We start from the raw sequence: 23851 nt of genomic DNA, 5'->3' as shown, positions 1-23851 counted from the left end.
GGATTATAAATACTATTGTAATTAAATTTTTAACATGTATAATTACAGTGGAAAGGGTTAATTTGATACAAAAGTTTGTATCAATAAATTTATGCGTTTAAATGAAAGAAAATCATCAAAAGTTTGCAAAGAACAAAACAAACAGAATATACTATAAGTTAAGTAGATCTTAACATTGTTTTCTGTAAATGATTTCACTATAAAATATAACAGCTTTTAAAATATAAACATAAACATACTAACACAGTTCATATAGTAATATTAGTACAGCATAAATCTCTATGCTACGATTAGAAAAATCGACAAAATAAATTAATTTACTAATATTAAAAGTACAATTACATTTATGTTATCTAAAGTTATTCATTGTTAATAATTTAATCAAATATGATCCATCTTATCTTAAATTCTAGAAAAAATAGTAAATTAGTATAAGCTAAAAGTGAATTTTTATCAAGGTGATAATTATAGTTCATTGAATTTAAAAATAAAATGCGCTATATAAGTGGCTTGATAAAATATTATCAAATCGATAACGATTTATCACTTTGAGAATAGTTTTTATAGCCCTTATTGTAATAAATATATTATAGAAGAATTAATAAGTAGTTTTATTTATGCTAAGTTATATTTGAAATTTTCTCAAAAAGTAGAATATATCATATTTTTAATCAACTAAGCTTTAGCTTAAAATATAATAATTTGTATATTTGGCATATTAATTGCTAAAGATTAATTCATACTCTATCAGCTATAGTATTTTGTTAGTAGGTTTTAGTGATTTTGGAAGGGGGGAGAAGTATGACCAGAGAAAATGAGGGTGTAGTAATAGAAGTTTCTGGAGACATGGCTAAGGTGAAATCGAATAGACATGGTGATTGCAAAAACTGTGGTGCATGCCCAGGAGATAATGCTACAGTCTTAGATGTACAAAATCCGCTTGGAGCTAAACCTGGACAACGAGTTTCTTTTGAGATAAAAGAGACAAATATGCTAAAAGCAGCATTTATTGTATATATTATGCCTCTTATTGCAATTTTCTTAGGTGCCATTGCTGGTACATGGTTAGGAGAAAAGGCGGGACAATCTATTAGGATGTTTCAAATTGGTGGTGGAATAGTAGCATTTATTTTATCTGTTATTTATGTAAAGATTTTTGATAAGTCTACGCGAAGTGATAAAAAAATGATACCTATTATTACACGTATATTGTCTTAGTTGTTAAAGCATTGCTAAGTTTTATGCTTTCTTATAAATATCTTAAAAATATTGAGTGAGGTGTTGAAAAAATGGCAAAAAGTTTTCGTGGAGGAGTGCACCCAAATGATCGTAAGAGCTATACATCAAGCAAAGCGATCGAAGTAGCGCCTCTGCCAAATAAAGTTATAATTCCTGTAAGACAACACATAGGGGCACCTTGTGCACCAATAGTTAATAAAGGAGATATGATTAAAAAGGGACAAATAATTGCTAAAAGTGATGCTTTTGTATCAAGTAATATACATGCATCAATATCGGGCAAGGTTATAGATGTAGCTGATTACCCACATAGTGTATTTGGCAAATGCTTGTCAGTAGTTATTGAAAATGATGGACAAGATGAATGGATTGAAGGACTTCCTGTTGACCGTGATTGGCAAACTTTAAGCAATGATGAATTACGCAGCATAATTAGAGATGCAGGTATAGTTGGAATGGGTGGAGCCACTTTCCCGACTCATGTTAAGCTAGCACCACCAGAAGGTAAGAAAATTGATACTTTCATTTTAAATGCAGCAGAATGTGAACCTTATTTAACTGCAGACCATAGAGCTATGCTTGAATATGCAGAGCGTATAGTTACAGGTGTTAAAATAACAATGAAAATACTTGGAGTTACTAAAGGATATGTAGGTATTGAAAATAATAAACCAGATGCTATAAGTGTAATGACAAAAGCTTTTGAAGGCACTGAAATAGAAGTTGTAGGATTACCAACTAAGTATCCACAAGGTGCTGAAAAAATGCTTATAGCAGTTTTAGCAGGTAAAGAGGTACCTTCTGGTGGACTACCTATGGATGTGGGAGTAGTTGTTCAAAACGTAGGTACAGTTATAGCTATAGCTGATGCTGTCTGTAAAGGTATACCAGTAATTGAAAGAGTAACTACAATTAGTGGTGGAGCTATAAAGGAACCTAAGAATCTTTTACTGAGAGTAGGAACAACATTCCAAGATGCTATTGAATATTGTGGTGGATTTTCAAAAACACCAGAAAAAATAATTAGTGGTGGTCCTATGATGGGATTCGCTCAATCTAACACAAATGTATCTATAATTAAAGGATCATCAGGAATACTTGCATTAAGTAAAGAAGATGTTAATTCAGGAAAAGAGTCAGCATGTATTCGCTGCGGACGCTGCTTAGATGCATGCCCTATGGGATTAAATCCAAGTATGCTTAGTATTCTAGGTGAACGTGGATTATTTGAAGAAGCTAAAGAAGAGTTTAATCTTTTAGATTGTGTAGAATGTGGAAGCTGTGTTTACGGATGTCCAGCTAAACGTAATATTGTACAGTACATCAGATATAGTAAAGCTCAAAATGCAGCAAAGGCTGCAAAAAAATAGGAGGTGAATATTAATGAGTGCTGAAGTAATAAAAGATAAGAATTTAGATACAAAATTAAAAGAAAAAGAAGCTGAAACAAAAGGAAATCTTTTCACCGTTTCATGTTCACCACATATTCGCTCAGAAGAGTCAGTATCAAATATAATGTGGAAGGTTAACTTGGCAGCAGCTCCAGCAGCTCTGTTTGGAATATATAATTTTGGTATTCCAGCATTAAAAACATTATTAATAGGAATTCTATCTGCGGTGGCTTTTGAATACATGGTACAAAAATTTAGAAACAAGCCTATAACTATAAGCGACGGAAGTGCATGTTTAACTGGTTTATTAATGGCTATGTGTTTACCACCAGCATTACCTTGGTATATGACAATTTTTGGATCATTTATTGCAATCGTTGTAGCTAAACATTCAATGGGTGGATTAGGTTATAACATATTTAATCCAGCTCATATAGGGAGAGCTGCGATAATGGTTTCCTACCCAGTAGCTATGACAACATGGACAAAGATGCATACTGCTGTTGATACAGTATCATCAGCAACACCTTTAGGGATTTTAAAATTACAAGGTTATCAAAAACTTGTTGAAACTTTTGGTGGTACACCAAACATGTACAAGGCATTATTTATTGGTACTCGTAATGGTAGTATAGGAGAAACTTCTACTATATTACTTATTCTAGGAGGAGCTTACTTAATTTATAAGAAATATATAAACTGGCACGTACCTGTTTTTATGATCGGTACAGTAGGAATTTTAACTTGGGTATTTGGACCAGCTGGTATGTTTACAGGAGATCCAATATTCCATATGATGGCTGGAGGACTAATCATAGGAGCGTTCTTTATGGCGACAGATATGGTTACCATTCCAATTACAGTAAAAGGTCAGATTGTATTTGCTGTAGGTGCCGGAGCGCTTACTACATTAATTAGATTGACAGGCGGTTACCCAGAAGGTGTTTGTTATTCAATACTATTAATGAATACTCTTACACCATTAATTGATCGTTTCTGTCAACCAGTTAAATTTGGAGCAAGGAGGTAGTTGGAAATGTCAGCAGAACATACAGAAAAGCACTATAGTATTTTTCAAATAGCTATGAATTTAACTGCAGCTTGTTTTATATCAGGAGCAATAATTGCTGGAACTTACTTTGTTACCAATCCAGTTGCAGAGAAAAAAGCCGTTGAGATGAAAAATAAATCAATGCAAGGGTTAGTTAAAGATGCGGATAAATTTAAGGAAATAGAAGGTAAGAAAGAATGGTTTGAAGCACAAAAGGGCGGAAAAACTATTGCTTATGTAGTGCCTTCAGAAAGCAAAGGTTTCGGTGGACCAATAAAAATGCTTGTAGCTGTTACTCCAGAAGGAAAAGTAATTGATTTTACTATACTAGCTCATAATGAAACTCCAGGACTTGGAGACAATGCTCAAAAGGATTCTTTTAGAGGTATGTTTAAAAACAAAGGTGCTGAAGATCTAGAGGTTACAAAAGATCCTTCAAACAAGAAAAATATCCAGGCTATGACCGGAGCTACAATCTCTTCAAGAGCAGTAACTAAGGGTGTTAAGGAAGCCGTAGAAGAAGTTACTAAGTATGCAGGAGGTAAATAAGAATGAAAGAATTATGGAATATATTTAAAAAGGGCATAATTGTTGAAAATCCCATTTTTGTCCTAGCTCTTAGTCTTTGTCCTGCACTTGCAACAACTAGTACGGCAAAAAATGCTTTAACAATGGGTTTATCAGTTATGTTTGTTATAACTCTTAATAATACCGTAGTATCCATAACTAGAAAGGTTGTAAATCCTAAAGTTCGTGTACCGGTGTATATTACATCAATAGCAACTATAGTTACATTAGTACAGTTGTTATTACAAGCGTACTTTCCAGCAGCTTACAAAGAATTAGGTATATATTTAGCATTAATAGTTGTTTTTGCTATAATTCTTGCTCGTGCAGAAGTGTTTGCATCAAAGAACCCAGTAGTTCCTTCATTCTTCGATGGTTTAGGAATGGGATGCGGTTTTGCGCTTGCTATGACAGTAATAGGTATAATTCGTGAATTATTTGGAGCTGGATCTATATTTGGTTTCCAAGTGCTTGGATCATGGTATAATCCTGCACTTATAATGATACTACCAGCAGGAGCGTTTATACTAATTGGTTATTTAGTTGCTGGTTTCAAAATGCTTTTAGAGCGTCAAGCTAAACTTGCAGCTGAAAGGGGTGAAGCATAATGAGAGAATATTTAATGTTGTTTATAAGTGCGGTAGTTGTAAATAACTTCGTTTTAACTAGATTCTTAGGATTATGTATATTCTTTGGTGTTTCTAAAAATCTTAATGCTTCCGTTGGTATGGGTATGGCTGTTACCTCCGTTATGACTATGAGTTCAGCCTTAGCATGGTTAGTGCATCATTTTGTATTGGTTCCATATAAATTGACATTCTTAACAACGTGTGTATTTGTACTTCTAATTGCAAGTTTCGTTCAGCTGCTTGAAATGATTATTAAAAAGCAAGCGCCTGCGCTATATAATATGTGGGGTATATACCTACTATTAATTGCTACAAACTGTGTTGTACTTGGAGTACCTCTTTTAAATGCTGATTCAGGTTTCTCCTTTGGTAAGAGTGTGGTTCATGCGATTGGATCAGGTATGGGTTTTGCCCTAGCAATTATTCTTATGGCAAGTTTAAGAGAAAAATTAAGATTAGCGGATGTACCTAAACCACTAGAGGGTCTTGGCATTGCATTTATCTTAGCAGGAATGCTAGCTTTATCCTTCCTTGGTTTTTCCGGAATGATCAGTTTGTAGAAAGGAGCTGAGGAATAAATGAATACTGCGATAATGGTTTTAATAGTAATGACTCTTGTGGGTTTAGTATTTGGTTTAGTTTTAGCATATGCTAATAAAAAGTTTGCCGTTGAGGTAAATCCACTTATTCATATAGTTGAAGATGCTCTTCCAAAGGGACAATGTGGTGCCTGTGGGTATGCTGGTTGTTTGGCTTATGCTGAAGCGGTGGTTTTAAATCCAGATGTACCTCCTAACCTTTGTGCTCCTGGTAAAGCGCGAATAGCGAAAATAGTAGGAGAGTTAACAGGTAAGTCTGCTCCAGAAATGGAGCCAAGAGTTGCTCATGTAAAATGTGCAGGATCAGTAGATAAAGCAGCTAAAGTATATAACTACGAAGGTATACAAGATTGCTTTGCAGCAAGTTTAATGCAAGGCGGACAAAAGGGATGTCAATATGGATGTCTTGGGTTTGGAAACTGTGCAAAAGCATGTCCATTTGATGCTCTATCAATGGGAGAAAATGGTCTACCAATAGTTAACTTAAATAAGTGTACAGGTTGTGGAAAATGTGAAACTATTTGTCCTAAAAAAGTTATAGATATGGTGCCTGCTGGAGCACATGTAAATATAAACTGTAACTCAAAAGATAAGGGAGCACAGGCTCGTAAGGTTTGTACAGTATCTTGTTTAGGATGTGGAATATGCGGCAAAAACTGTCCACATGGTGCAATCAAAATCGAAAATAATTTAGCAGTAGTTGATTCTCATATATGCTATGAGAAGTGTACTGAGCCTACATGTATAGCTAAGTGTCCGACAAAAGCTATACAAGAAAGAGTAGGAGCAGCAGCTATAATAGCAAGTAAGCAGGAAGTTGCAGCGAATTCTTCAGGCTGCGATAGCTGTGGTGAATGTAACAAGTGTGACAAATAATTTAAGTATTAAATAGTAAAAGAGAAAGATATATTAGAAATATATTAAATATTATTACATGTATTATTTACTAATACGCAAATTTGCAATTATGAGTTTGTGTATTAGTAAATTTTTTTTATTCTAGAAAACTAAATATATGTTAATAATATCTGTAGAAGAATTGATATATAGTTATTAACTATATACCAGCATATATTACTCTTTATGCCTTTAATCTATGGTTACAAAAGAGAAGGTGCTATGATATAATGTATTTTAAACAGGCAGTAGTAATGCTAAAATTAAACTAAACTGGATGAAAGATAAACATTTATGTAAAGTTAGGTTATAGCGAATATGATGACAACTCATAGGAATGATAACTGCAATGGAGTGTGATATAGTGGAAGGAAATGTGGTATTAATTACGGAAAATTTAATGAAGTTGCTAGCTTTAATTATATTTTCAGGTGTTATATTTGCTAAAATAGGGAAGAAGGTACATATGCCAGATGTAGTGTTTTTTATATTGGCAGGTATAATAGTTGGACCCTCTGTTTTAAATTTAGTAAATTTTGATCAATATCCTGTGGCTAATCAACTTATATTAGTGTTTGGAGCATCATATATACTGTATGATGGTGGTAGAGAAATTAGTCTTAAAGTATTAAATGAAGTTAAGTTGTCAGTAGGAATGTTGTCTACTGTAGGTGTACTAATATCAACTTTTATAACAGGATTTTTTGCTTATAAGGTACTTCATATTGATTTTATGTATGCTTTACTTTTAGGATCTGTTATTGCGTCTACTGATCCATCAGTGCTTGTACCATTATTTAAGAATATGAATATAAACCCTAAGCTTAAGCAAACAATTATATCAGAATCAGCATTTAATGATGCGGCTGGAGCAATAATAACCTTTGCGATTATAGGCATAGTTTCTGGAGGTTCTTTCTCGCTAGGTCACAGCATCATTGACTTGTTAAAAGAAGCTGGTGGGGGTGTACTAGTTGGAGGCATTATTGGATACATAGCAACATTACTAGTATCTGAAAGTAAATTTGGTTTATTAAAGGGATATGCAGGAGAAATTGCTGTAGTTGCAGTGCTTTTAGCTTACTTTACTGCAGTCCGTTTTGGATTCAGTGGATTTATGGCAGTTTTTATAATTGGTATGGTTTGTGGAAATAAAGAAACATGTAAACTTTCAGCTATAGAAGAAGAATCCTATGATTTACACTTGAAATTTAAAGAAGTACTTATTTCTATATTAAGAATAATGATATTCGTACTACTAGGTATCCAAATGAACTTTGATATTCTATCTAAATACTTTGGAGGAGCTTTAATTATAGTAATTGGCTTCATATTTGTGGCAAGACCAGTATCTGTGTTCTTCTCTGTCATACTTGATAGAAAAGCATCTTGGAACTTTAGAGAAATAGCTTATCTTATGTGGACAAGAGAAACAGGTGTTATACCTGCAGCTCTAGCGGGAATGATTATATCAATGAAAGTGCAACATGCAGATATAATATCAGCAGTAACATCTATGGCTATAATTATTACTATTGGTGTTCAAGCAAGTACAGCTAAGTACTTTGCAAAAGTGCTAAAGCTTGATATTGATGATTACAAGAAAGAAAAATAGGCTCTATAGGGTTTCTAAATCCAAGGTTAACTTATAGATTAAAATTTATTGGTAATATTTTTAGTTGAGAATTGACAGTTGACAGTGAAGGATAGTTTTCTTCCTTACGTCAGAAAACTATCCATAACTGTCCATTGTCCACTGTCAATTTTCAACTGTTTATTCTTTATCTTTTTCCGTAAAAATTACCAAATTAGTTTATGGTATAAATTAACTTTATAGTTGTTTTTCCTATATAGATAAACTTTTGAATTAGTTACCTTTAAGCGTCATTACAAATTACCTGTCTTTCTCTGCCTATGGTTTTTATTCTTGGTGGCATATATACGCAGTCGTAAGATGCTTTCTTACAATTTAGGCAGAAAGAACAGTCGTTTCTAGGTGTAGTAACAATGTTTGTTACATAGTCAACAATTTCTGGTTGTTCTTCTGTAAAATCTAAAGTACTCTTATGGTTTAGAAGATGTTTTGTATAAGGATGAATAGGGTCTGTTAGAATTAAGTCTTTTTTTGCAAATTCAACTACAGTACCCTTATACATAATTGCAATAATATCTATACCTTCATTAACAATATCAAGTTTCTTTGATATAAATATTAGACTAGTCTTATTTTCTTTTCTAAGTTTGCCCAGCTCTTTTAATATATAGGATTTTATTTTAGGTTCCATTTTAAAAACTGTATCATCCAAAATTATAAGTTTTGGTTTGATTAAGAAGGCTAGTGCAAACATTAGTCTCTGTTTTTCATAGGCTTCTAATTTAAAAGGAAATTTTTTCATTAAGGTATCGATATCGGGACAAGACAATTTATTTAAGGCTTCCTTTAATTTAACCTCCGATTCTAGAATAGACAATCCAGTATAATTAGAAATAGCCTCAGGGCACTGTTTTCCTATAGTTCTTATAGGATTAAGAGAGGTTAAATAGACCTTGATCAAAGACATAAAAGAGTTATCTACTCTTTTAGCGTGTTTTGTTGCTATATCTATGATGTTTTCACCTTCAAAGGTAATTCTGCTATTAGGAGAGAGTTTTTTCTTTTTGTTTATAATCAATAAAGATTCACCAGGTTTAATGTTCACAGTAATGGTTTCCTTTGATAAAACTTTAAACTCTGACATAATATACACTTCCTTATGATAATATTATTTTTACAATAAGATATCTATAACATTGGTATAAATTTAACAATTCTATTGTTATTATTTTAACATGAATTATCAGAAAACTCTAGCAAATTTCCATGAATATTGCTGCAGTTATATAAAAATCGTTTTTCCTTTTTCAACATTTTATTGACTTAAAAGCTGGATATATACGGTATTTTATGAATAAGTTCCATTTATTGTAAAAGGTTTTTATTTTAAATAAAAAGTTATAAAAAACTAGATATTATTCAATAATATCTAGTTTTTTATTTTTACAAAGATTTATTAGTTAAATATTAGTCAAAAATTTAGAATTATATTTAATTGGACATAAAAAATAACCTTGAAATTAATCAAAGTTATTTTTAAATTAAAGTAATATATTTATTGTTGCTGAAATTCTTTAAAAATAGAGATTTTAGTTAAGTGAGTGGTCAAAAATTTAGTGCAAAGTCCTATAAAGTATCCGGTAAGTACTGCTGACACTAGAAGCACTGGTAAATATACATATATACTAAAGTTCTGTACGATAATTGAGGCTACAAATAGCTGGCCTATATTATGAAATACAGCGCCACATATACTTATTGTCCATATGCTCATAGAATTTTTAAAATTTTTATAGAGGATAATCATTACGATATTACTTAAAAATCCTCCTGCCAGACTGAACATAAAGGATGGCATAGTCCCTCCAAATATAGAACCTAAAGTTGTTCTTAAAATCATTATTAACAGAGCTTCTTTCCATCCTAATAATATAAGTGCTGCAAGTGATATCATATTAGCAAGCCCAAATTTTATACCTGGAAATAAAACAGGTATTTGAGCTTCGATTATATAGATTACAAGAGCAATACTCACTAAAAAGCTTAAAAATACCATTCTTTTTGTTTTATTCATGTTTACACCTTAATTCTTTAATAAAAATTTTTAATTTGTTAGGCAATTCCTAGATTTGTAACTTACAATCATTAAAAAAATTTAAATTTAGCTAGAGATTTGGTCATATGATGAGTTTTTGCCCTCTATTCTTATCATTAACTTATGTGGTAAACATACTGCTGTTTGCCCTGGCTCAGATATCCAACCAGTTTTGACACAAATTTTATCAGGGCAATCTGCATCTATAATGCGAATTTTTCCAGGCTCCAATTCTATCTTATTAAAGTGACCGTTGTTGTAAGGGAGAGTAAATTCACTTTTTTCTTTTATCTTATTTAAATCTATAGTTTTAACTACTTTACCGTTTTGCTCAATTATAGCTATACGGCTAGATCCGCTAATATAATGTTTATATGCGAAAACACCAATAAAGCTTAAAATGATTATACCTGCGATTAGTATAGCTGCAATTTTATCTCCTTTTTTCATTTTAGTATCCTTTCTAATAAGCAGAGAATCAAAATCTCCGATTTTGTGTGAATCGTTTACTCCTTTGAGGAATCGAAAAGGAGTTTCCGTTATTAATAATGCGATATTATAAATTGTGGTCTGCGAAAATAATCATATAATAAACAAAAGTCGACATATATAAAATTTTACTATAATACATAAATGTTTACAACTTCAAAAGTCACAAAATAAATAGAACTTTATAATTAATTTTATTGTAAACTGTGAATATTTTGGTAAAATAAATATGGAAATATGAAATAGGACTTTAGTGCATAGAAATGCAATGATATTATGTATAATAAATATGTATTTAAGGTGAAATTATTGAGAGGTGTAGATGATGAAATTTTTGAAGTACTTACTTGTTTTTATACCTATAAGTATAGCAGCTGAATTTATGAAAATGGACCCTATATGGATTTTTATATTTTCATCTTTAGCTATAATACCCCTTGCTGGGTTGATGGGAGAAGCAACAGAGGAAATATCAATATATTCAGGACCTAGAATAGGGGGATTCCTGAATGCAACCTTTGGGAATGCTACTGAGCTTATAATATCTTTCTTTGCATTGAAGGAGGGTCTTTTTGATGTAGTAAAGGCCTCTATAGCAGGTTCTGTTATAGGGAATATTTTGCTAGTATTAGGTGCAAGTATGTTTTTTGGAGGACTTAAATATAAGGTCCAGAAATTTAACAAAAGTATAGTAGAAGTTTCCGCAAGTATGCTTTTATTTGCAGTTATTGGGTTAAGTATTCCTGCTATATTTACTCATACAGTAAATAAGGAACTTCTTACAGGAAAATATGAATGGCTTAGTATAGGTGTTGCCTTGGCGATGTTTATAATATATTTATTGGGTCTTTATTTTTCCTTTTATACTCATAAAGATTTGTATGGATCAGAGCATTCGGATGAATCAGAACCAAAATGGAGCATTTTAAAGTCTATAATTATTTTACTAGTGTGCACTATAGTTATTGCTTTAGAAAGTGAATATTTAGTAAGCTCTGTAGAACCAATGACAGAATCATTAGGGTTAAGTAAATTTTTTGTAGGTATAATTATTATTCCTATCATAGGTAATGCGGCGGAGCATAGTACTGCAGTGCTAATGGCACTTAAGAATAAAATGGATGTAGCAGTGGAAATAGCGGTAGGATCAAGTTTGCAGATAATTTTATTTGTTGCACCAGTATTGGTATTCGTGAGCCTCCTGTTTAAGCCAATGAGTATAATATTCAATGAATTTGAAATGGTAGCACTTATAGTATCAGTTCTTATTGTAAACAGAGTAGCTAGTGATGGAGAATCCAATTGGCTTGAAGGAATCCAGTTGATAGCTGTGTATGTTATAATTGCAATCTCTTTCTTAATTTAAAACTTACTGTATTAATATAAGAATAATGTAAATAATAAAAATATAAATCATGTATTTTGGTTTCGGCTATTAGATATAGGGTTTAAAGGTTTTTATTATTTAATTAAGGAAAAAGTGTGAGAAACAAGCATGGAACTTTTTCTTACAAGTTGGTAGATATAAGAAGAGAGGAGAATGTTAATGTCAACAGGTGTAGTAAAATGGTTTAATGACGAAAAAGGATTTGGATTTATTACAGGAGATGATGGATCTGGTGAAGTTTTTGTTCATTATTCTGCTATAAAAGAAGAAGGAAGAAGAAAAGATTTAAGTGAAGGGCAACAAGTTAGTTATGATATAATTGAAACACCAAAAGGACCGCAAGCGTCTAATGTACATAAATTATAGATATTAAGAAGTGTTTATAGATTTATAGTAAGGTTAAAGCTTTGTTTTAAAGATTGTAAACCGCTATATAGAGAGGATAAAAGGATGTCTTGTTATTAGGCATCCTTTTTATTAGGTGACAATTGACGGTGAAGGAGGATTTTTCTCCGTTGTACTATGGAAACTTACCTTCACTGTCAACTATCAATTTTCAACTGTCCATTGAAAAAGTAGCGTTAGTTTTTTATACTATAAAGTGAGACTTATAGTCACTTTTATGATAGTATCTTACTAGTGGCAATTAGTTATTTTATATAAAATTTATGGGGGGAATAGATGTGGATAATAATATCAAATATGTAATGGATATGAAAGTAAAGAGAACCATTGAGAATCTTGAGAAAAATAATATGGAGGCATATTATGTTGCAGACGAAAAGGCTGTAATAGATAAAATTTCTGAATTTATCAAAGAAGGAGATACTGTTTCCGTTGGAGGGTCTATGACTCTTTTTGAAACGGGAGTTATTGATTTTTTAAGGAATGGAAAATATAATTTTTTAGATAGATATGCACCAGGACTAACAGTTGAACAAATAAAGGAGATTTTTAGAAAAAGTTTTAGTGCGGATGCTTATTTTGTAAGCAGTAATGCTGTAACTGAAAGTGGTGAACTATATAATGTAGATGGTACTGGGAATAGAGTAGCGGCAATGCTTTATGGTCCAGATAAGGTGATCGTAGTAGTAGGAGTAAATAAAATTGTAAAAGATATACAAGAAGCAGATAATCGTATGAAATATTGTGCAGCTCCTGCAAATGCAAAGCGTCTTAATAGAAAAACTCCTTGCACAAAGCTAGGATACTGTATGGAGTGTGATAGTCCAGAAAGAATATGTAACGACTATGTGCTTATTAGAAAACAGGGTCAAAAGGGAAGAATCAAAGTAATAATTGTGGCAAAAGATTTAGGGTATTAATAGAGGGCTTGGTTAAACCAAGCCCTTTTAAATTAGTTTAAAGGATTTTCGAACTAAGGAGTTAGATAACTATTTCCATCTAGTGGTATTAAAACTTGAAGCGGAGGATTACCTGAGCTAAGACCTACTGCATATATTGTATAGAATCTATTAGGATGCAAATTAATATTAGGCACTTCTAAAATTACTTTATCTGTTCCAGTTAAACGTGCCTGCACTCTGTATACCCCAGGATTTACTGAAATATACCTTTCAACTTGTTTATACCCTATATTATTAAATAATACAGTACCATCGGGTAAAGTTATATCAACATTAGGTGTATCAGGTGATAAATGGACAAATCTTAATAAAGTTTTACCTTCTATTATAGGTCTGCGTGTATCTTCGATTGGTTGCAGGCTGATGTTTGGAGGAGCTCCTATTGCAGCAATAGTATAAATAATTCCATCAGGTATAAATAAGCTAGTATCTATTAAAGGACGTGTTGTATTGCCACTAGGGTATACTTTTATGTTGTATAAACCAGAAGTTATAGGTGCATAGTCTGTAAAGTTTTTATAAGCAAGCCCTCTAATAGTTGGAACATTATTTATATATATGTCTACAGCAGGAGAACCAGGACTAGCATGCAGTACCCTTATATAAGAGGTAGGATTTCTAAATAGGATATTAGATCTAAAAAGATAAGGACATATAAACATTTAAGCACCTTTCATAAAATTAATCATAATAACAATATATGTTTCTTTTTAGTATATGATACAACATTTAGCTTATAATTTTGTTAAATATATAAGCTATTTAAAACACTTTACTAATTTTAAAAAAGATTTAGGAGATTATATAGAAACAAACTAGAAAATTGACTTATACAGAGGGATATGTTTCCAAAGCTGAAGTAGATTTAAAAACTTTGTGCCAGTCTTAGTGAAGGGTTTTAAGAGAACCTTAGAACTTTAGAGTTGTTTGAGCACGGCGAGTTCTCGAAAGTTCTTAGGTTATCTTGAAACACAAGCTTTAGACTGACTAAAAGTTTTTAACGTGCTGAAGATTGGAAACATATCCCGGCGTATAAGTCAATTTTCGGCCTGTTAACTCTATATCTAGCGCAAATTTTTACTTAAGAATTATTTAATTGAATGTGAATTTGCAAAGATTATATAAATTTAATGAAATAGGGAGGCTGCTCATATCTATATAATCCATTGAATAGTTGCCGTCCCATGGGTACACTGACAAATATTTTTCGCTATAAACATTAATTACAAGTTTTTCTTTATTAAAGGTAAAAAACATTTTATATATAGGTTTTTCTGGAATGTCTCTAGGCTTGGATACAAAATTATTTTTATTGAGAGCTTTTAACATAGATTTTACTGTATCTAGATTTTCTTTTGAAAGCTCTTTTTCTTTATAAAAGTTTGTATCTAATATTACACATTTTACAGATGACTCTAATGTCAAGTTTTTAGCTAGAATATTTGTATAATAAAAGTTATTTGGTTTAGTTTTATTAAAGTTAATATTACTAAAATTATAATTGCACCCTACAAGTAAAATAGATATAATAAATAAAGTGCAAAGGGAAATTAGTATTTTTTTCAATTACACCACCCTAATATAAATTAATTCTAAAATACATTATGTTAATAATTGATTATTTATTACATGAATAGCTAAAGTTTAAAAAATATTAAGTATAGATTTAGATACTAAATACTACAACAATTAGGAGTGATAGCATTGAAGTATAAAATTATAGCTGTAGATATGGATGGAACTTTATTAAATGACAATAAACATATAACAGATAATAATCTAGATATGATAAGTAAAGCTGTTAATAAAGGAGTAAAATTTGTTATATCTTCTGGAAGAATGCCTTCTGGACTAAAGTTTTATGGGGATACTATATCAAAGAAACAACCAATGATTTGTTGTAATGGAGCTATAATATTAGATGAAAATAGAGAGGTAATTTATTCTAAATCAATTGATAAAAAGGATATTTTGAAGGTTATAGATGCAATAAGGGAGAAAAAGGATACTTATTTTCACTTCTATGATGAAAATGCCATTTATAGTGAGCAGTTTAGATTTGCAACAGAAAGATTTTATAATTTTAATAGAGAAATAGATAGGAAGTTTAGGATTGAAATAAGATTAGTGCCTGATGTAAAAGAAGTTATAGAGAAAGCTGAGTTTGACATTAATAAGATTGTTGTTATTGATGATGATATAGAATATTTGGATGAATTAAGAAAAAGAATAGATAGCATAATAGGGATAGAGACTACAAAGTCAGAAATAAATAATATAGAAATACTTAAACAAGGAGTATCTAAGGGAAATGCTCTTAAAGTATTAGCCAATAATTATGGAATATCTATAGAAGAGTGTATTGCCATCGGTAATGATGAAAATGATATAAGTATGATAAAGTGTGCAGGTTTAGGCGTTGTGGTTAATAATGCAAGAGACTATATAAAAAAGTATGCTGACTATGTAACTGAAAAGGATAATAATAATGGTGCTATAGCAGAAGTTATACAAAAATTTATATTAGGTGTCTGAAAGAAAATAACAAGTCAAAGATGCCTTAAATAGTTAAGAAAAAGTTATTACTGAAAGAGATACGTATTATTGCGTATCTTTTTCAGTTGAATAAAGAACTTATTGATAGTCAATAATAAAGATGATATAATTTTAAAATACGGGGTATAGGTATTTAAAATTTATAATAATTGGGAGTGGGTATTTATGGAGGATAAAACTATAGTAACAAAAAAAGATATACAAACGAGACTAAGAAGAATAGAGGGGCAAATTAAAGGTATTGAAAAGATGGTGGACAATGAAGCTTGCTGCAAAGATATATTAATTCAAGTTGCAGCGGCAAGAGCTGCCATTAACAAAGTAGGAGCAATCGTGCTAGAAAACTATGCAAAGAGATGTTTTGGATGTGACTCGGAAAATCAAGAAGAAATAAAAAAAATAGAAGAATTAGTTTCAACACTTACAATGTTTTTGAAATAAGTATAGATAGGGTTACAAGACAGTTAGTTAACTGATTCTCTTGTGACCCTATAATGTTTTATATGTAAAATTAAAGAGTTTCGATTAGGAAAACTTTATTATAAAAGTATTACATATATTTTTTTACTCTCATCTTAAAGCTTCTTTTAGCCAAAAATAATAATTTTGATGTAGAATAAACGAAAAATACTCCTATAGCTACTGCTCCAGCAATAGATAAAGTTTGTAATCCTAAGGTTAGGGATTCATTTAAATTTCCCTGTATAGATTGAAACATAGTGTTATACATTCCGCCGCCAGGTACGAGAGGTATAATAGCACATATTATAAAGGTGGTTACAGGGGTTTTTAAGACACGTGCCATTATCTCTGAATAAATTGAAGCAACTACTGAGGCAATAAAAAAAGGTAAAATACTATATCCGTTTAAAAGGGAAGAGGTAAGCAGATAAATGTACCAGCTAATGCCGCCGCCTAAAGCTGCAAATACCAAGTTTTTTCCTCTTATATTAAATATAACTGAGAAGCATAGTGTAGCAATAAGTGTATATATAGAACTTAAAATCATAGTTTTACACCTCCAAAATAAACAAGCCAAAATCTTAAAACAACTCCAGTACCTAAAGCAATGCCAACGGCAACTAAAAAGGCCTCCACGGCACGAGAAATTCCAGCAAGCAAGTCCCCCGCTATAGTATCTCTTATTGCATTCGTTATCGCAAGACCGGGTACAAGGAGCATAATTGAACCTATTATTATCTTGTCTGAATGGGAACCTATATTTAAATATGTAGATGTTAAAGCAACTATAGCGGTAAAAGAACCACATAATATATTTATAAAGAAATCATTTGCAGATAAATTACTTAAAGTTAAGGATATAATTCTAATGCTGCATCCAATAAAGAATGACACGAAAAAATCTCTTAAATTTCCGCCGAATACCAGTGAAAAGAAGGCAGCAGCTACTCCTGAAAGAACTATGTTTAATTTATCACTATAGGCTTTTGATGATTCGATTTGAGATAATTTGCTTTCAATATCATCTAATGTCAGGCCTCTACTTTTTATATTTCTAGAAATATCATTAACTTGTGATATTTTTTCTAAGTTAACTGTTCTTTTCTTTATTCTTTTGACTATAGATATAGGCTGCCCATATTTAGTTGAAGCGGAAACCATTATTACAGTTGGAGTTACAAAGGTTTCTAAATTAGGAATATTCCACGAGCTACAAATTCTTACCATAGTTTCTTCAACTCTATATATTTCTGCTCCACTTTCTAACATTATTTTTCCGGCATATGTAGCCATATTTATTATTCTGTTAAAATCCATGATCATTCCCCTTATACTAAAAATTATATAAAGTATTATAACATAAAGTAAAACTTACAGATATTAGTTTTAAAAAACTTTAACCTTAACATTACTATTAGCTTTATTACATATGTAAATAAATAAGTTTATTGCTAAATATTGATAAAACAATAGGAAAGATTTATAATTTAATTAAAGACTTTTTGATAATTGCTTGTTTTAAGTATTAAAATTAATTTTACCACTTAAAATTTGAAAAAAGGGGAGAGGTGTGTAATTTGAATTTTGAAAATTTAAAAAATACTGACAAGGAAATTTACGAGACCATAATGAAAGAAGAGTTGAGACAGGAAAAGGGAATAGAACTTATAGCCTCAGAAAATTTTACTAGTAAATCCGTTATGGAAGCTATGGGTTCATTTTTAACTAACAAATATGCTGAAGGTTACCCAGGAAAAAGATACTATGGTGGATGTCATATTGTGGATATAGCAGAAGATCTAGCGAGAGAAAGACTTAAAAAATTGTTTAATGCAGAGTATGTAAACGTTCAGCCCCATTCAGGGTCACAAGCAAATATGGCAGTATATATGACTGTTCTTGAGCCTGGAGATACAGTTTTAGGAATGAATTTAGCTCATGGTGGCCATTTGACCCATGGAAGCAGAGTTAGCTTTTCCGGTAAACTTTATAACTTCATATCTTATGGAGTAAATGAGCAATCAGAAAAAATAGACTATGAAGAAATGCGAAACTTGGCCTTGAAGTACAAGCCTAGGATGATAGTGTCTGGAGCAAGTGCTTATCCGAGAGAAATAGATTTTAAAAGAATTAAGGAGATTTGTGATGAGGTTGGAGCTTATATGATGGTAGATATGGCTCATATAGCTGGACTTGTAGCTGCAGGAAAACATATATCACCAGTGCCTTATGCAGATTTCGTAACAACTACAACACATAAAACTCTAAGAGGACCAAGAGGGGGAGCTATTTTATGTAAGGAGAAGTATGGCAAGGATTTAGATAAAATGATTTTCCCGGGAACTCAGGGTGGTCCATTAATGCATACTATCGCTGCTAAGGCAGTGTGCTTTAAAGAAGCGCTAAGCGATCAATATAAAGATTATATTGATCAAGTAATTATAAACTGTAGAGTTTTAGGAGAAGAATTAATTAAATATGGATTCAGATTAGTTACAGGTGGTACAGATAATCATTTAATTTTACTTGATCTAACAAGTAAAAATATAACTGGAAAAGATGCGGAAATACTTTTGGATAGTGTAGGAATTACGGTAAACAAAAATGCAATACCATTTGATAAGCTAAGTCCAAATGTTACTAGCGGCATAAGATTAGGAACTCCGGCTGTTACTACAAGGGGATTTAAAGAAGATGAGATGAAAAAGATAGCTTACTTTATAAATTATACGATAGAGAACAGAGATAAAGACTTATCTAACATTAAAGAAGAAGTAAAGCAACTATGTAGTAAATATCCAATATATAATTAAGAATAAAACCCTACTCAGTTTTTATGCACTGAGTAGGGTTTACTCATGCTCTTAATGCACCTATGATTACTGAGGCTAGTTCCACTAGCGCGATGCCCCCTCAAACTATTGTTACAAAAACAAAGAAAAAACTAGCTTTCTTACGTTTTGCATTTTTGCTATTTTTTTCTGCATCCTCTCTACCACTCATAGTATTATTGATAGGGTTAGTAGCGTTTCTGCAACCACTATTCATTGTTATATTCCTCCTTGTTTAAAGATTAATATTTTAGGATTATTATCCCCATTTTTAAAAATATAAATATATTTACAAATTACATTGCATATAATTTATAAAAGTAAATTAATTTTAGGATGAGAAAATGGGGGGATTTTAATGATAAAAAGAGGAAGTTGGATTGAAATCGAAGAAGTAGGCCACAGCAATGGAGATCACTCTTTTAAAGTTTATATTAGAGGGTGCTGTTTAGAGAATTGTGAATTAGGAGAAGAAGTGGAAATTAAAACTGTTAATGGACATGTAATAAAAGGAGTAGTTTCAAAGGACAAACCATTATATAATAATGTTCGTAATTTAGGTAAATACGCTAAAGAAATATTTATGATTGGAAAAATCAATAATTAGAATAAAGTTAAAATACAATATTATAAAAACATAAGCAGTATTATAATCAATTGAAGCTGATTATAATACTGCTTTTTTTAGTGATTTTAAAATTTATAATATATTTGCTAATTTAATATTGGTTAAATAATGAATTTGTGATATAATAACTACGAATTATATTTTATGTTTAGTAAAAAATGTTCGTAAAAATTCTGAAGTGAGGGGAAATGAAAATGAAGAGTAATGTTAGAAGATTATATGTTGAAAAAAAAGCAGGGTTCGATGTTGAGGCTCAAAATTTACTCAAGGATTTAAGAGAAAGCTTAAATATTAAGTGTTTATCAGGAATAAGAGTTATTAATCGTTATGATATATCAGGAATTTTAGATGAAGAATATGAAAAATCTAAGAATACTATTTTTTCTGAAAGAACAGTTGACTATATTTATGAAGAAGAGATAATCATAAATGAATGTGATAAAGCTTTCGCCGTAGAATATCTACCAGGCCAATATGACCAGAGAGCCGATTCTGCTTCTCAATGTATTCAAATACTGACTCAGAGTGAAAAGCCGAACATTTTATCAGCTAAGGTATATGTAATACAAGGAGATGTGTCTGAAGAAGAGTTTGATAAAATTAAGAATTATTGTATAAACACTGTTGACTCTAGAGAAGCTTTGCTTACAAAGCTGGATAGTTTAGAAATGGAGCTAAAAGTACCAGATGAAGTTGAAACTTTAGAGGGTTTTGTGGAAATGAATGATGCTGAGCTAAAAGCTTTCATGGATACTAGAGGACTTGCCATGAGTTTTAATGATTTGAAGTTTTGTCAGCAATATTTTAGAGATACAGAAAAAAGAAATCCAACTGTTACAGAGATTAAAGTAATAGATACTTATTGGTCAGATCACTGTAGACACACTACTTTTATGACAGAAATAGATAAAGTAGAAATAGAGAATGGAAATTTAACTGATCCAATTAAAATGGCATATGAAGAATATATAAATACTAGAAACAGCCTTTATTTAGATAAAAATAAGCCAATGTGTTTGATGGATATAGCAACTATAGGTATGAAAGAACTTAGGAAAAAAGGCATGCTTGATGATTTAGATCAATCTGAGGAAATAAACGCTTGCAGTATAGTTGTTGATGCAGAAATTGATGGACAAGTTGAAAAGTGGTTAGTAATGTTTAAAAATGAAACCCATAATCACCCAACGGAAATTGAACCTTTTGGTGGTGCAGCAACCTGTCTTGGAGGTGCTATTCGTGATCCACTTTCAGGAAGATCCTATGTATATCAAGCGATGAGAGTTACAGGTAGTGGAGATCCAAGAGTAAAAATAGAAAATACTCTTCCAGGAAAACTTCCTCAAAAGAAGATAACTACAGAAGCGGCTCATGGATATAGTTCTTATGGAAATCAGATTGGATTAACTACCGGTCAAGTAGTTGAAATATATGATGAAGGTTATGTAGCTAAAAGAATGGAGATCGGTGCAGTAATCGGTGCCGCTCCAATGAAGAATGTAGTTAGAGAAACACCTGTTCCAACAGATGTTGTAATATTAGTAGGAGGAAGAACAGGAAGAGATGGCTGCGGTGGTGCAACAGGTTCTTCTAAGAAGCATACGGAAAATTCAATTCTTAGTTGTGGTTCAGAAGTTCAAAAGGGAAATGCTGTTGAAGAAAGAAAAATTCAAAGATTGTTTAGAAAAGAAGAAGTAAGCGCTATGATTAAAAGATGTAATGATTTTGGTGCTGGTGGTGTATCAGTAGCAATAGGAGAGCTTACAGAAGGACTTAACATAAATTTAGATTTAGTTCCTAAAAAATATGAAGGTTTAGACGGAACAGAACTGGCTATATCAGAGTCACAAGAACGTATGGCAGTAGTTGTATCAAAGAAGAATGAAGAAAAATTTATAAAGTATGCAGAAGATGAAAATCTTGAAGCTACAACTGTTGCTGAGGTAACAGATAGCAGAAGGCTAAAAATGTATTGGCGAGAAAATGCAATAGTAGATTTAAGTAGAGATTTTCTAGATACAAATGGGGTAAGAAGTAAGACAGATATAAAAGTAAAAGCACCACAAGAAGATAAAAATTACTTTGGTTTTAATATAGAAGTAGATAATCTGAAAGATAAATGGATTGATACTTTAAGTGATATAAATATATGCAGTCAAAAAGGTCTTGTTGAAAGATTTGATAGTAGTATTGGAGCTGGAACTGTACTTATGCCTTTTGGGGGTAAATATCAGTTAACTCCACCAGAAGGAATGGTTGCAAAACTTCCAGTTTTAAATAGGGAAACTAAAACAGGAACTATAATGACTTATGGATATAATCCTGAAATTGCTAAATGGAGTCCATTCCATGGCGCTGTATATGCAGTAGTAGAATCTGTAGCTAAGATTGTAGCTTGTGGTGGAGATGCAAGCAAAGTAAGATTGACTTTTCAAGAGTACTTTGAAAGATTAAACGATGAACCGGAAAGATGGGGAAAACCATTTTCAGCGCTGCTCGGAGCAATGCATGCTCAAAAAGAACTTGGCATTGCTGCAATAGGTGGAAAGGACAGTATGTCAGGAAGCTTTAAAGATATGGATGTACCACCAACACTAGTATCTTTTGCAGTTAATGTAACTAATGTAGATAAAGTTATATCTCCCGAATTCAAAGCAGCAGGAAATAAGGTTATAATAATTCCGTTATTAAGAGACCAATATGACCTTCCGAATTTTGATGTTCTTAAGAAAAATTACAATACTATTAATACCATGGTTAACAATGGTCAGGTATTATCTGCTATAACAGTTAGAAGAGGTGGAATCTGTGAAGCGGTAAGTAAAATGAGCTTTGGAAACAAAATAGGAATGAATTTCATTAATAATATCGATGAACAGGAATTGTTTGCACCACAATATGGATCAATAATAATAGAAGTAACAAGTGACTTGGACTTAGAAGAAGTATTAAAAGGATTAGAATATAAGATATTAGGAGCAACACAGACTGCTTCTGTTATATCTGTAAATGGAATAGAAATAAGCATTGATAACATTATAGAAGCCTCAGAAAAAACACTAGAAAATATATTTCCTACGAATACAGAAATTATAGACAAGAAAATAGAATTGGTACAGTTTACTACAGAAAATATTAAGAGTCCAGCTATTAAAGTTGCTAAGCCTAAGGTATTTATACCGGTTTTCCCAGGAACTAACTGTGAGTATGACTCAGAAAGAGTATTTAAAAAAGCTGGTGCCGATACAGAGGTTATGGTATTAAAGAATTTAACAGGTAGAGATATAGAGAAATCCGTAGATTACATGGGAAAAGTTATAAAATCATCTCAGATAATTATGCTTCCAGGTGGGTTTAGTGCAGGGGATGAGCCAGATGGTTCAGGTAAGTTTATCGCTACTGTATTTAGAAATCCAAAGATAAAAGAAGCTGTAATGGATTTATTAAAGAATAGAGATGGTCTTATGATTGGTGTATGCAATGGATTCCAAGCCTTAATCAAACTTGGGTTAGTACCATTTGGAGAAATAGTAGATATAGATGAAAGTTGTCCAACACTTACTTATAACAAAATAGGACGTCACGTTTCAAATGTAGTAAATACAAAGATTACATCTAATCTTTCTCCTTGGTTTAACAATGTAAAAGTTGGAGATATACATTCAATACCAGTATCCCATGGAGAAGGTAGATTTGTAGCAAATGACAATACTATTAAGGAACTAATAGCAAAAGGACAGATATCTACACAGTATGTAGATTTTGATGGTAATCCAACTTACGATATAAGATTTAATCCTAATGGTTCTGATTATGCTATTGAAGGTATAACAAGTCCTGATGGAAGAGTGCTTGGAAAGATGGCCCACTCAGAAAGACTAGGAGAAAATGTGTTGAAAAACATTCCTGGTAATAAGGATCAAAGAATATTTGAAGCTGGAGTACAGTACTTTAAATAGAAAAGGTATTTAATTTGACTGTAAATAACATGGTTACTTTAATTTGTAAAATAAAAATTATGTGAAACAAAATTTTTAAGAGGACAGAGGAAAATTGACAGAGGACAATG

24 protein-coding genes are annotated in these 23851 nt (G+C 31.6%); 16 read left to right on the top strand and 8 right to left on the bottom strand.

What is annotated here, in order from left to right:
• The first annotated feature begins 801 nt into the window (after positions 1-801).
• The 8 genes from I6U51_RS09910 (at position 802) to I6U51_RS09875 (ending at position 7988) form a co-directional block, all read left to right on the top strand.
• Positions 802-1218: a SoxR reducing system RseC family protein gene (locus I6U51_RS09910; RefSeq protein WP_211142493.1), complete on the top strand. Its 417-nt coding sequence runs from the start codon at positions 802-804 to the stop codon at positions 1216-1218.
• Positions 1219-1289: 71 nt separating this feature from the next.
• A complete protein-coding gene (gene rsxC, locus I6U51_RS09905; RefSeq protein ID WP_211142492.1) occupies positions 1290-2609 on the top strand; it encodes an electron transport complex subunit RsxC in 1320 nt (439 codons plus the stop codon).
• 13 nt (positions 2610-2622) lie between these two features.
• Positions 2623-3660: an RnfABCDGE type electron transport complex subunit D gene (locus I6U51_RS09900; RefSeq protein WP_211142491.1), complete on the top strand. Its 1038-nt coding sequence runs from the start codon at positions 2623-2625 to the stop codon at positions 3658-3660.
• A gap of 6 nt (positions 3661-3666) precedes the next feature.
• Positions 3667-4230 carry an RnfABCDGE type electron transport complex subunit G gene (locus I6U51_RS09895; RefSeq protein WP_211142490.1) on the top strand — a complete coding sequence of 188 codons (564 nt, stop codon included), beginning with the start codon at positions 3667-3669 and terminating at the stop codon, positions 4228-4230.
• 2 nt (positions 4231-4232) lie between these two features.
• Entirely contained in the window at positions 4233-4856 is a 624-nt protein-coding gene (gene rsxE / locus I6U51_RS09890; RefSeq protein WP_211142489.1) for an electron transport complex subunit RsxE, read from the top strand.
• Entirely contained in the window at positions 4856-5437 is a 582-nt protein-coding gene (locus tag I6U51_RS09885; protein ID WP_211142488.1) for an electron transport complex protein RnfA, read from the top strand. The genes rsxE and I6U51_RS09885 overlap by 1 nt, the downstream gene beginning before the upstream one ends.
• Before the next feature lie 18 nt (positions 5438-5455).
• Positions 5456-6352, top strand: coding sequence for an RnfABCDGE type electron transport complex subunit B (gene rnfB, locus I6U51_RS09880; protein ID WP_211142487.1), 897 nt, complete (start codon positions 5456-5458; stop codon positions 6350-6352).
• Positions 6353-6737: 385 nt separating this feature from the next.
• Positions 6738-7988 carry a cation:proton antiporter domain-containing protein gene (locus tag I6U51_RS09875; RefSeq protein WP_211142583.1) on the top strand — a complete coding sequence of 417 codons (1251 nt, stop codon included), beginning with the start codon at positions 6738-6740 and terminating at the stop codon, positions 7986-7988.
• Positions 7989-8250: 262 nt separating this feature from the next.
• Here the strand turns inward: I6U51_RS09875 and I6U51_RS09870 are convergent, their stop codons facing one another.
• The 3 genes from I6U51_RS09870 to I6U51_RS09860 all read right to left on the bottom strand — a co-directional run bounded on the left by I6U51_RS09870 (position 8251) and on the right by I6U51_RS09860 (position 10512).
• Entirely contained in the window at positions 8251-9111 is an 861-nt protein-coding gene (locus I6U51_RS09870; protein WP_211142486.1) for an ABC transporter ATP-binding protein, read from the bottom strand.
• Positions 9112-9522: 411 nt separating this feature from the next.
• A complete protein-coding gene (locus tag I6U51_RS09865) occupies positions 9523-10041 on the bottom strand; it encodes a Gx transporter family protein (RefSeq protein WP_211142485.1) in 519 nt (172 codons plus the stop codon).
• Positions 10042-10128: 87 nt separating this feature from the next.
• Positions 10129-10512 (bottom strand): NusG domain II-containing protein, encoded by a 384-nt coding sequence (locus I6U51_RS09860; RefSeq protein ID WP_211142484.1) that lies wholly within the window; start codon positions 10510-10512, stop codon positions 10129-10131.
• A gap of 364 nt (positions 10513-10876) precedes the next feature.
• Between I6U51_RS09860 and cax the strand changes: the two genes are divergently transcribed.
• The 3 genes from cax to I6U51_RS09845 all read left to right on the top strand — a co-directional run bounded on the left by cax (position 10877) and on the right by I6U51_RS09845 (position 13263).
• Positions 10877-11917 carry a calcium/proton exchanger gene (gene cax, locus I6U51_RS09855; protein ID WP_211142582.1) on the top strand — a complete coding sequence of 347 codons (1041 nt, stop codon included), beginning with the start codon at positions 10877-10879 and terminating at the stop codon, positions 11915-11917.
• Positions 11918-12091: 174 nt separating this feature from the next.
• Positions 12092-12304 (top strand): cold-shock protein, encoded by a 213-nt coding sequence (locus I6U51_RS09850; protein ID WP_425489760.1) that lies wholly within the window; start codon positions 12092-12094, stop codon positions 12302-12304.
• 317 nt (positions 12305-12621) lie between these two features.
• Positions 12622-13263: a lactate utilization protein gene (locus I6U51_RS09845; RefSeq protein ID WP_425489759.1), complete on the top strand. Its 642-nt coding sequence runs from the start codon at positions 12622-12624 to the stop codon at positions 13261-13263.
• Between the two features lie 53 nt (positions 13264-13316).
• Here I6U51_RS09845 and I6U51_RS09840 read toward each other — a convergent pair whose 3' ends face one another.
• Positions 13317-13967, bottom strand: coding sequence for a DUF4397 domain-containing protein (locus I6U51_RS09840; RefSeq protein ID WP_211142481.1), 651 nt, complete (start codon positions 13965-13967; stop codon positions 13317-13319).
• Between the two features lie 430 nt (positions 13968-14397).
• Entirely contained in the window at positions 14398-14871 is a 474-nt protein-coding gene (locus I6U51_RS09835; protein WP_211142480.1) for a DUF4883 family protein, read from the bottom strand.
• A gap of 138 nt (positions 14872-15009) precedes the next feature.
• Here I6U51_RS09835 and I6U51_RS09830 point away from each other — a divergent pair, with 138 nt between their 5' ends.
• Together I6U51_RS09830 and I6U51_RS09825 are read left to right on the top strand one after the other, a co-directional pair.
• Positions 15010-15840, top strand: coding sequence for a Cof-type HAD-IIB family hydrolase (locus tag I6U51_RS09830; protein WP_211142479.1), 831 nt, complete (start codon positions 15010-15012; stop codon positions 15838-15840).
• 186 nt (positions 15841-16026) lie between these two features.
• Positions 16027-16302, top strand: coding sequence for a metal-sensitive transcriptional regulator (locus I6U51_RS09825; RefSeq protein ID WP_211142478.1), 276 nt, complete (start codon positions 16027-16029; stop codon positions 16300-16302).
• A gap of 109 nt (positions 16303-16411) precedes the next feature.
• Here the strand turns inward: I6U51_RS09825 and I6U51_RS09820 are convergent, their stop codons facing one another.
• Together I6U51_RS09820 and I6U51_RS09815 are read right to left on the bottom strand one after the other, a co-directional pair.
• The gene (locus I6U51_RS09820) at positions 16412-16870 is read right to left on the bottom strand and encodes a threonine/serine exporter family protein (RefSeq protein ID WP_211142477.1); all 459 of its coding nucleotides are present in this window, start codon (positions 16868-16870) and stop codon (positions 16412-16414) included.
• The gene (locus I6U51_RS09815; protein WP_211142476.1) at positions 16867-17640 is read right to left on the bottom strand and encodes a threonine/serine exporter family protein; all 774 of its coding nucleotides are present in this window, start codon (positions 17638-17640) and stop codon (positions 16867-16869) included. The genes I6U51_RS09820 and I6U51_RS09815 overlap by 4 nt, the downstream gene beginning before the upstream one ends.
• A gap of 260 nt (positions 17641-17900) precedes the next feature.
• On the opposite strand from I6U51_RS09815, the gene glyA reads away from it, so the two are divergent.
• Positions 17901-19136: a serine hydroxymethyltransferase gene (gene glyA, locus I6U51_RS09810; RefSeq protein ID WP_211142475.1), complete on the top strand. Its 1236-nt coding sequence runs from the start codon at positions 17901-17903 to the stop codon at positions 19134-19136.
• A gap of 100 nt (positions 19137-19236) precedes the next feature.
• On the opposite strand, the gene I6U51_RS25070 is transcribed toward glyA, so the two are convergent.
• On the bottom strand, positions 19237-19371 hold the full coding sequence (locus tag I6U51_RS25070) for a hypothetical protein (protein ID WP_281395950.1): 135 nt from the start codon (positions 19369-19371) through the stop codon (positions 19237-19239).
• A 141-nt stretch (positions 19372-19512) separates the two neighbouring features.
• Here I6U51_RS25070 and I6U51_RS09805 point away from each other — a divergent pair, with 141 nt between their 5' ends.
• Together I6U51_RS09805 and I6U51_RS09800 are read left to right on the top strand one after the other, a co-directional pair.
• Complete coding sequence (locus tag I6U51_RS09805; protein ID WP_211142474.1) at positions 19513-19761, top strand: hypothetical protein; 249 nt, start codon at positions 19513-19515, stop codon at positions 19759-19761.
• 215 nt (positions 19762-19976) lie between these two features.
• Positions 19977-23741 carry a phosphoribosylformylglycinamidine synthase gene (locus tag I6U51_RS09800; RefSeq protein WP_211142473.1) on the top strand — a complete coding sequence of 1255 codons (3765 nt, stop codon included), beginning with the start codon at positions 19977-19979 and terminating at the stop codon, positions 23739-23741.
• The last annotated feature ends 110 nt before the right edge of the window (positions 23742-23851 follow it).

It is taken from the genome of Clostridium aciditolerans, from assembly GCF_016316925.1.
Lineage (GTDB): Bacteria > Bacillota > Clostridia > Clostridiales > Clostridiaceae > Clostridium_AM > Clostridium_AM aciditolerans.
Note: the sequence above shows the minus strand (reverse complement) of the source record. Positions and strands in the feature narration are given on the sequence as shown.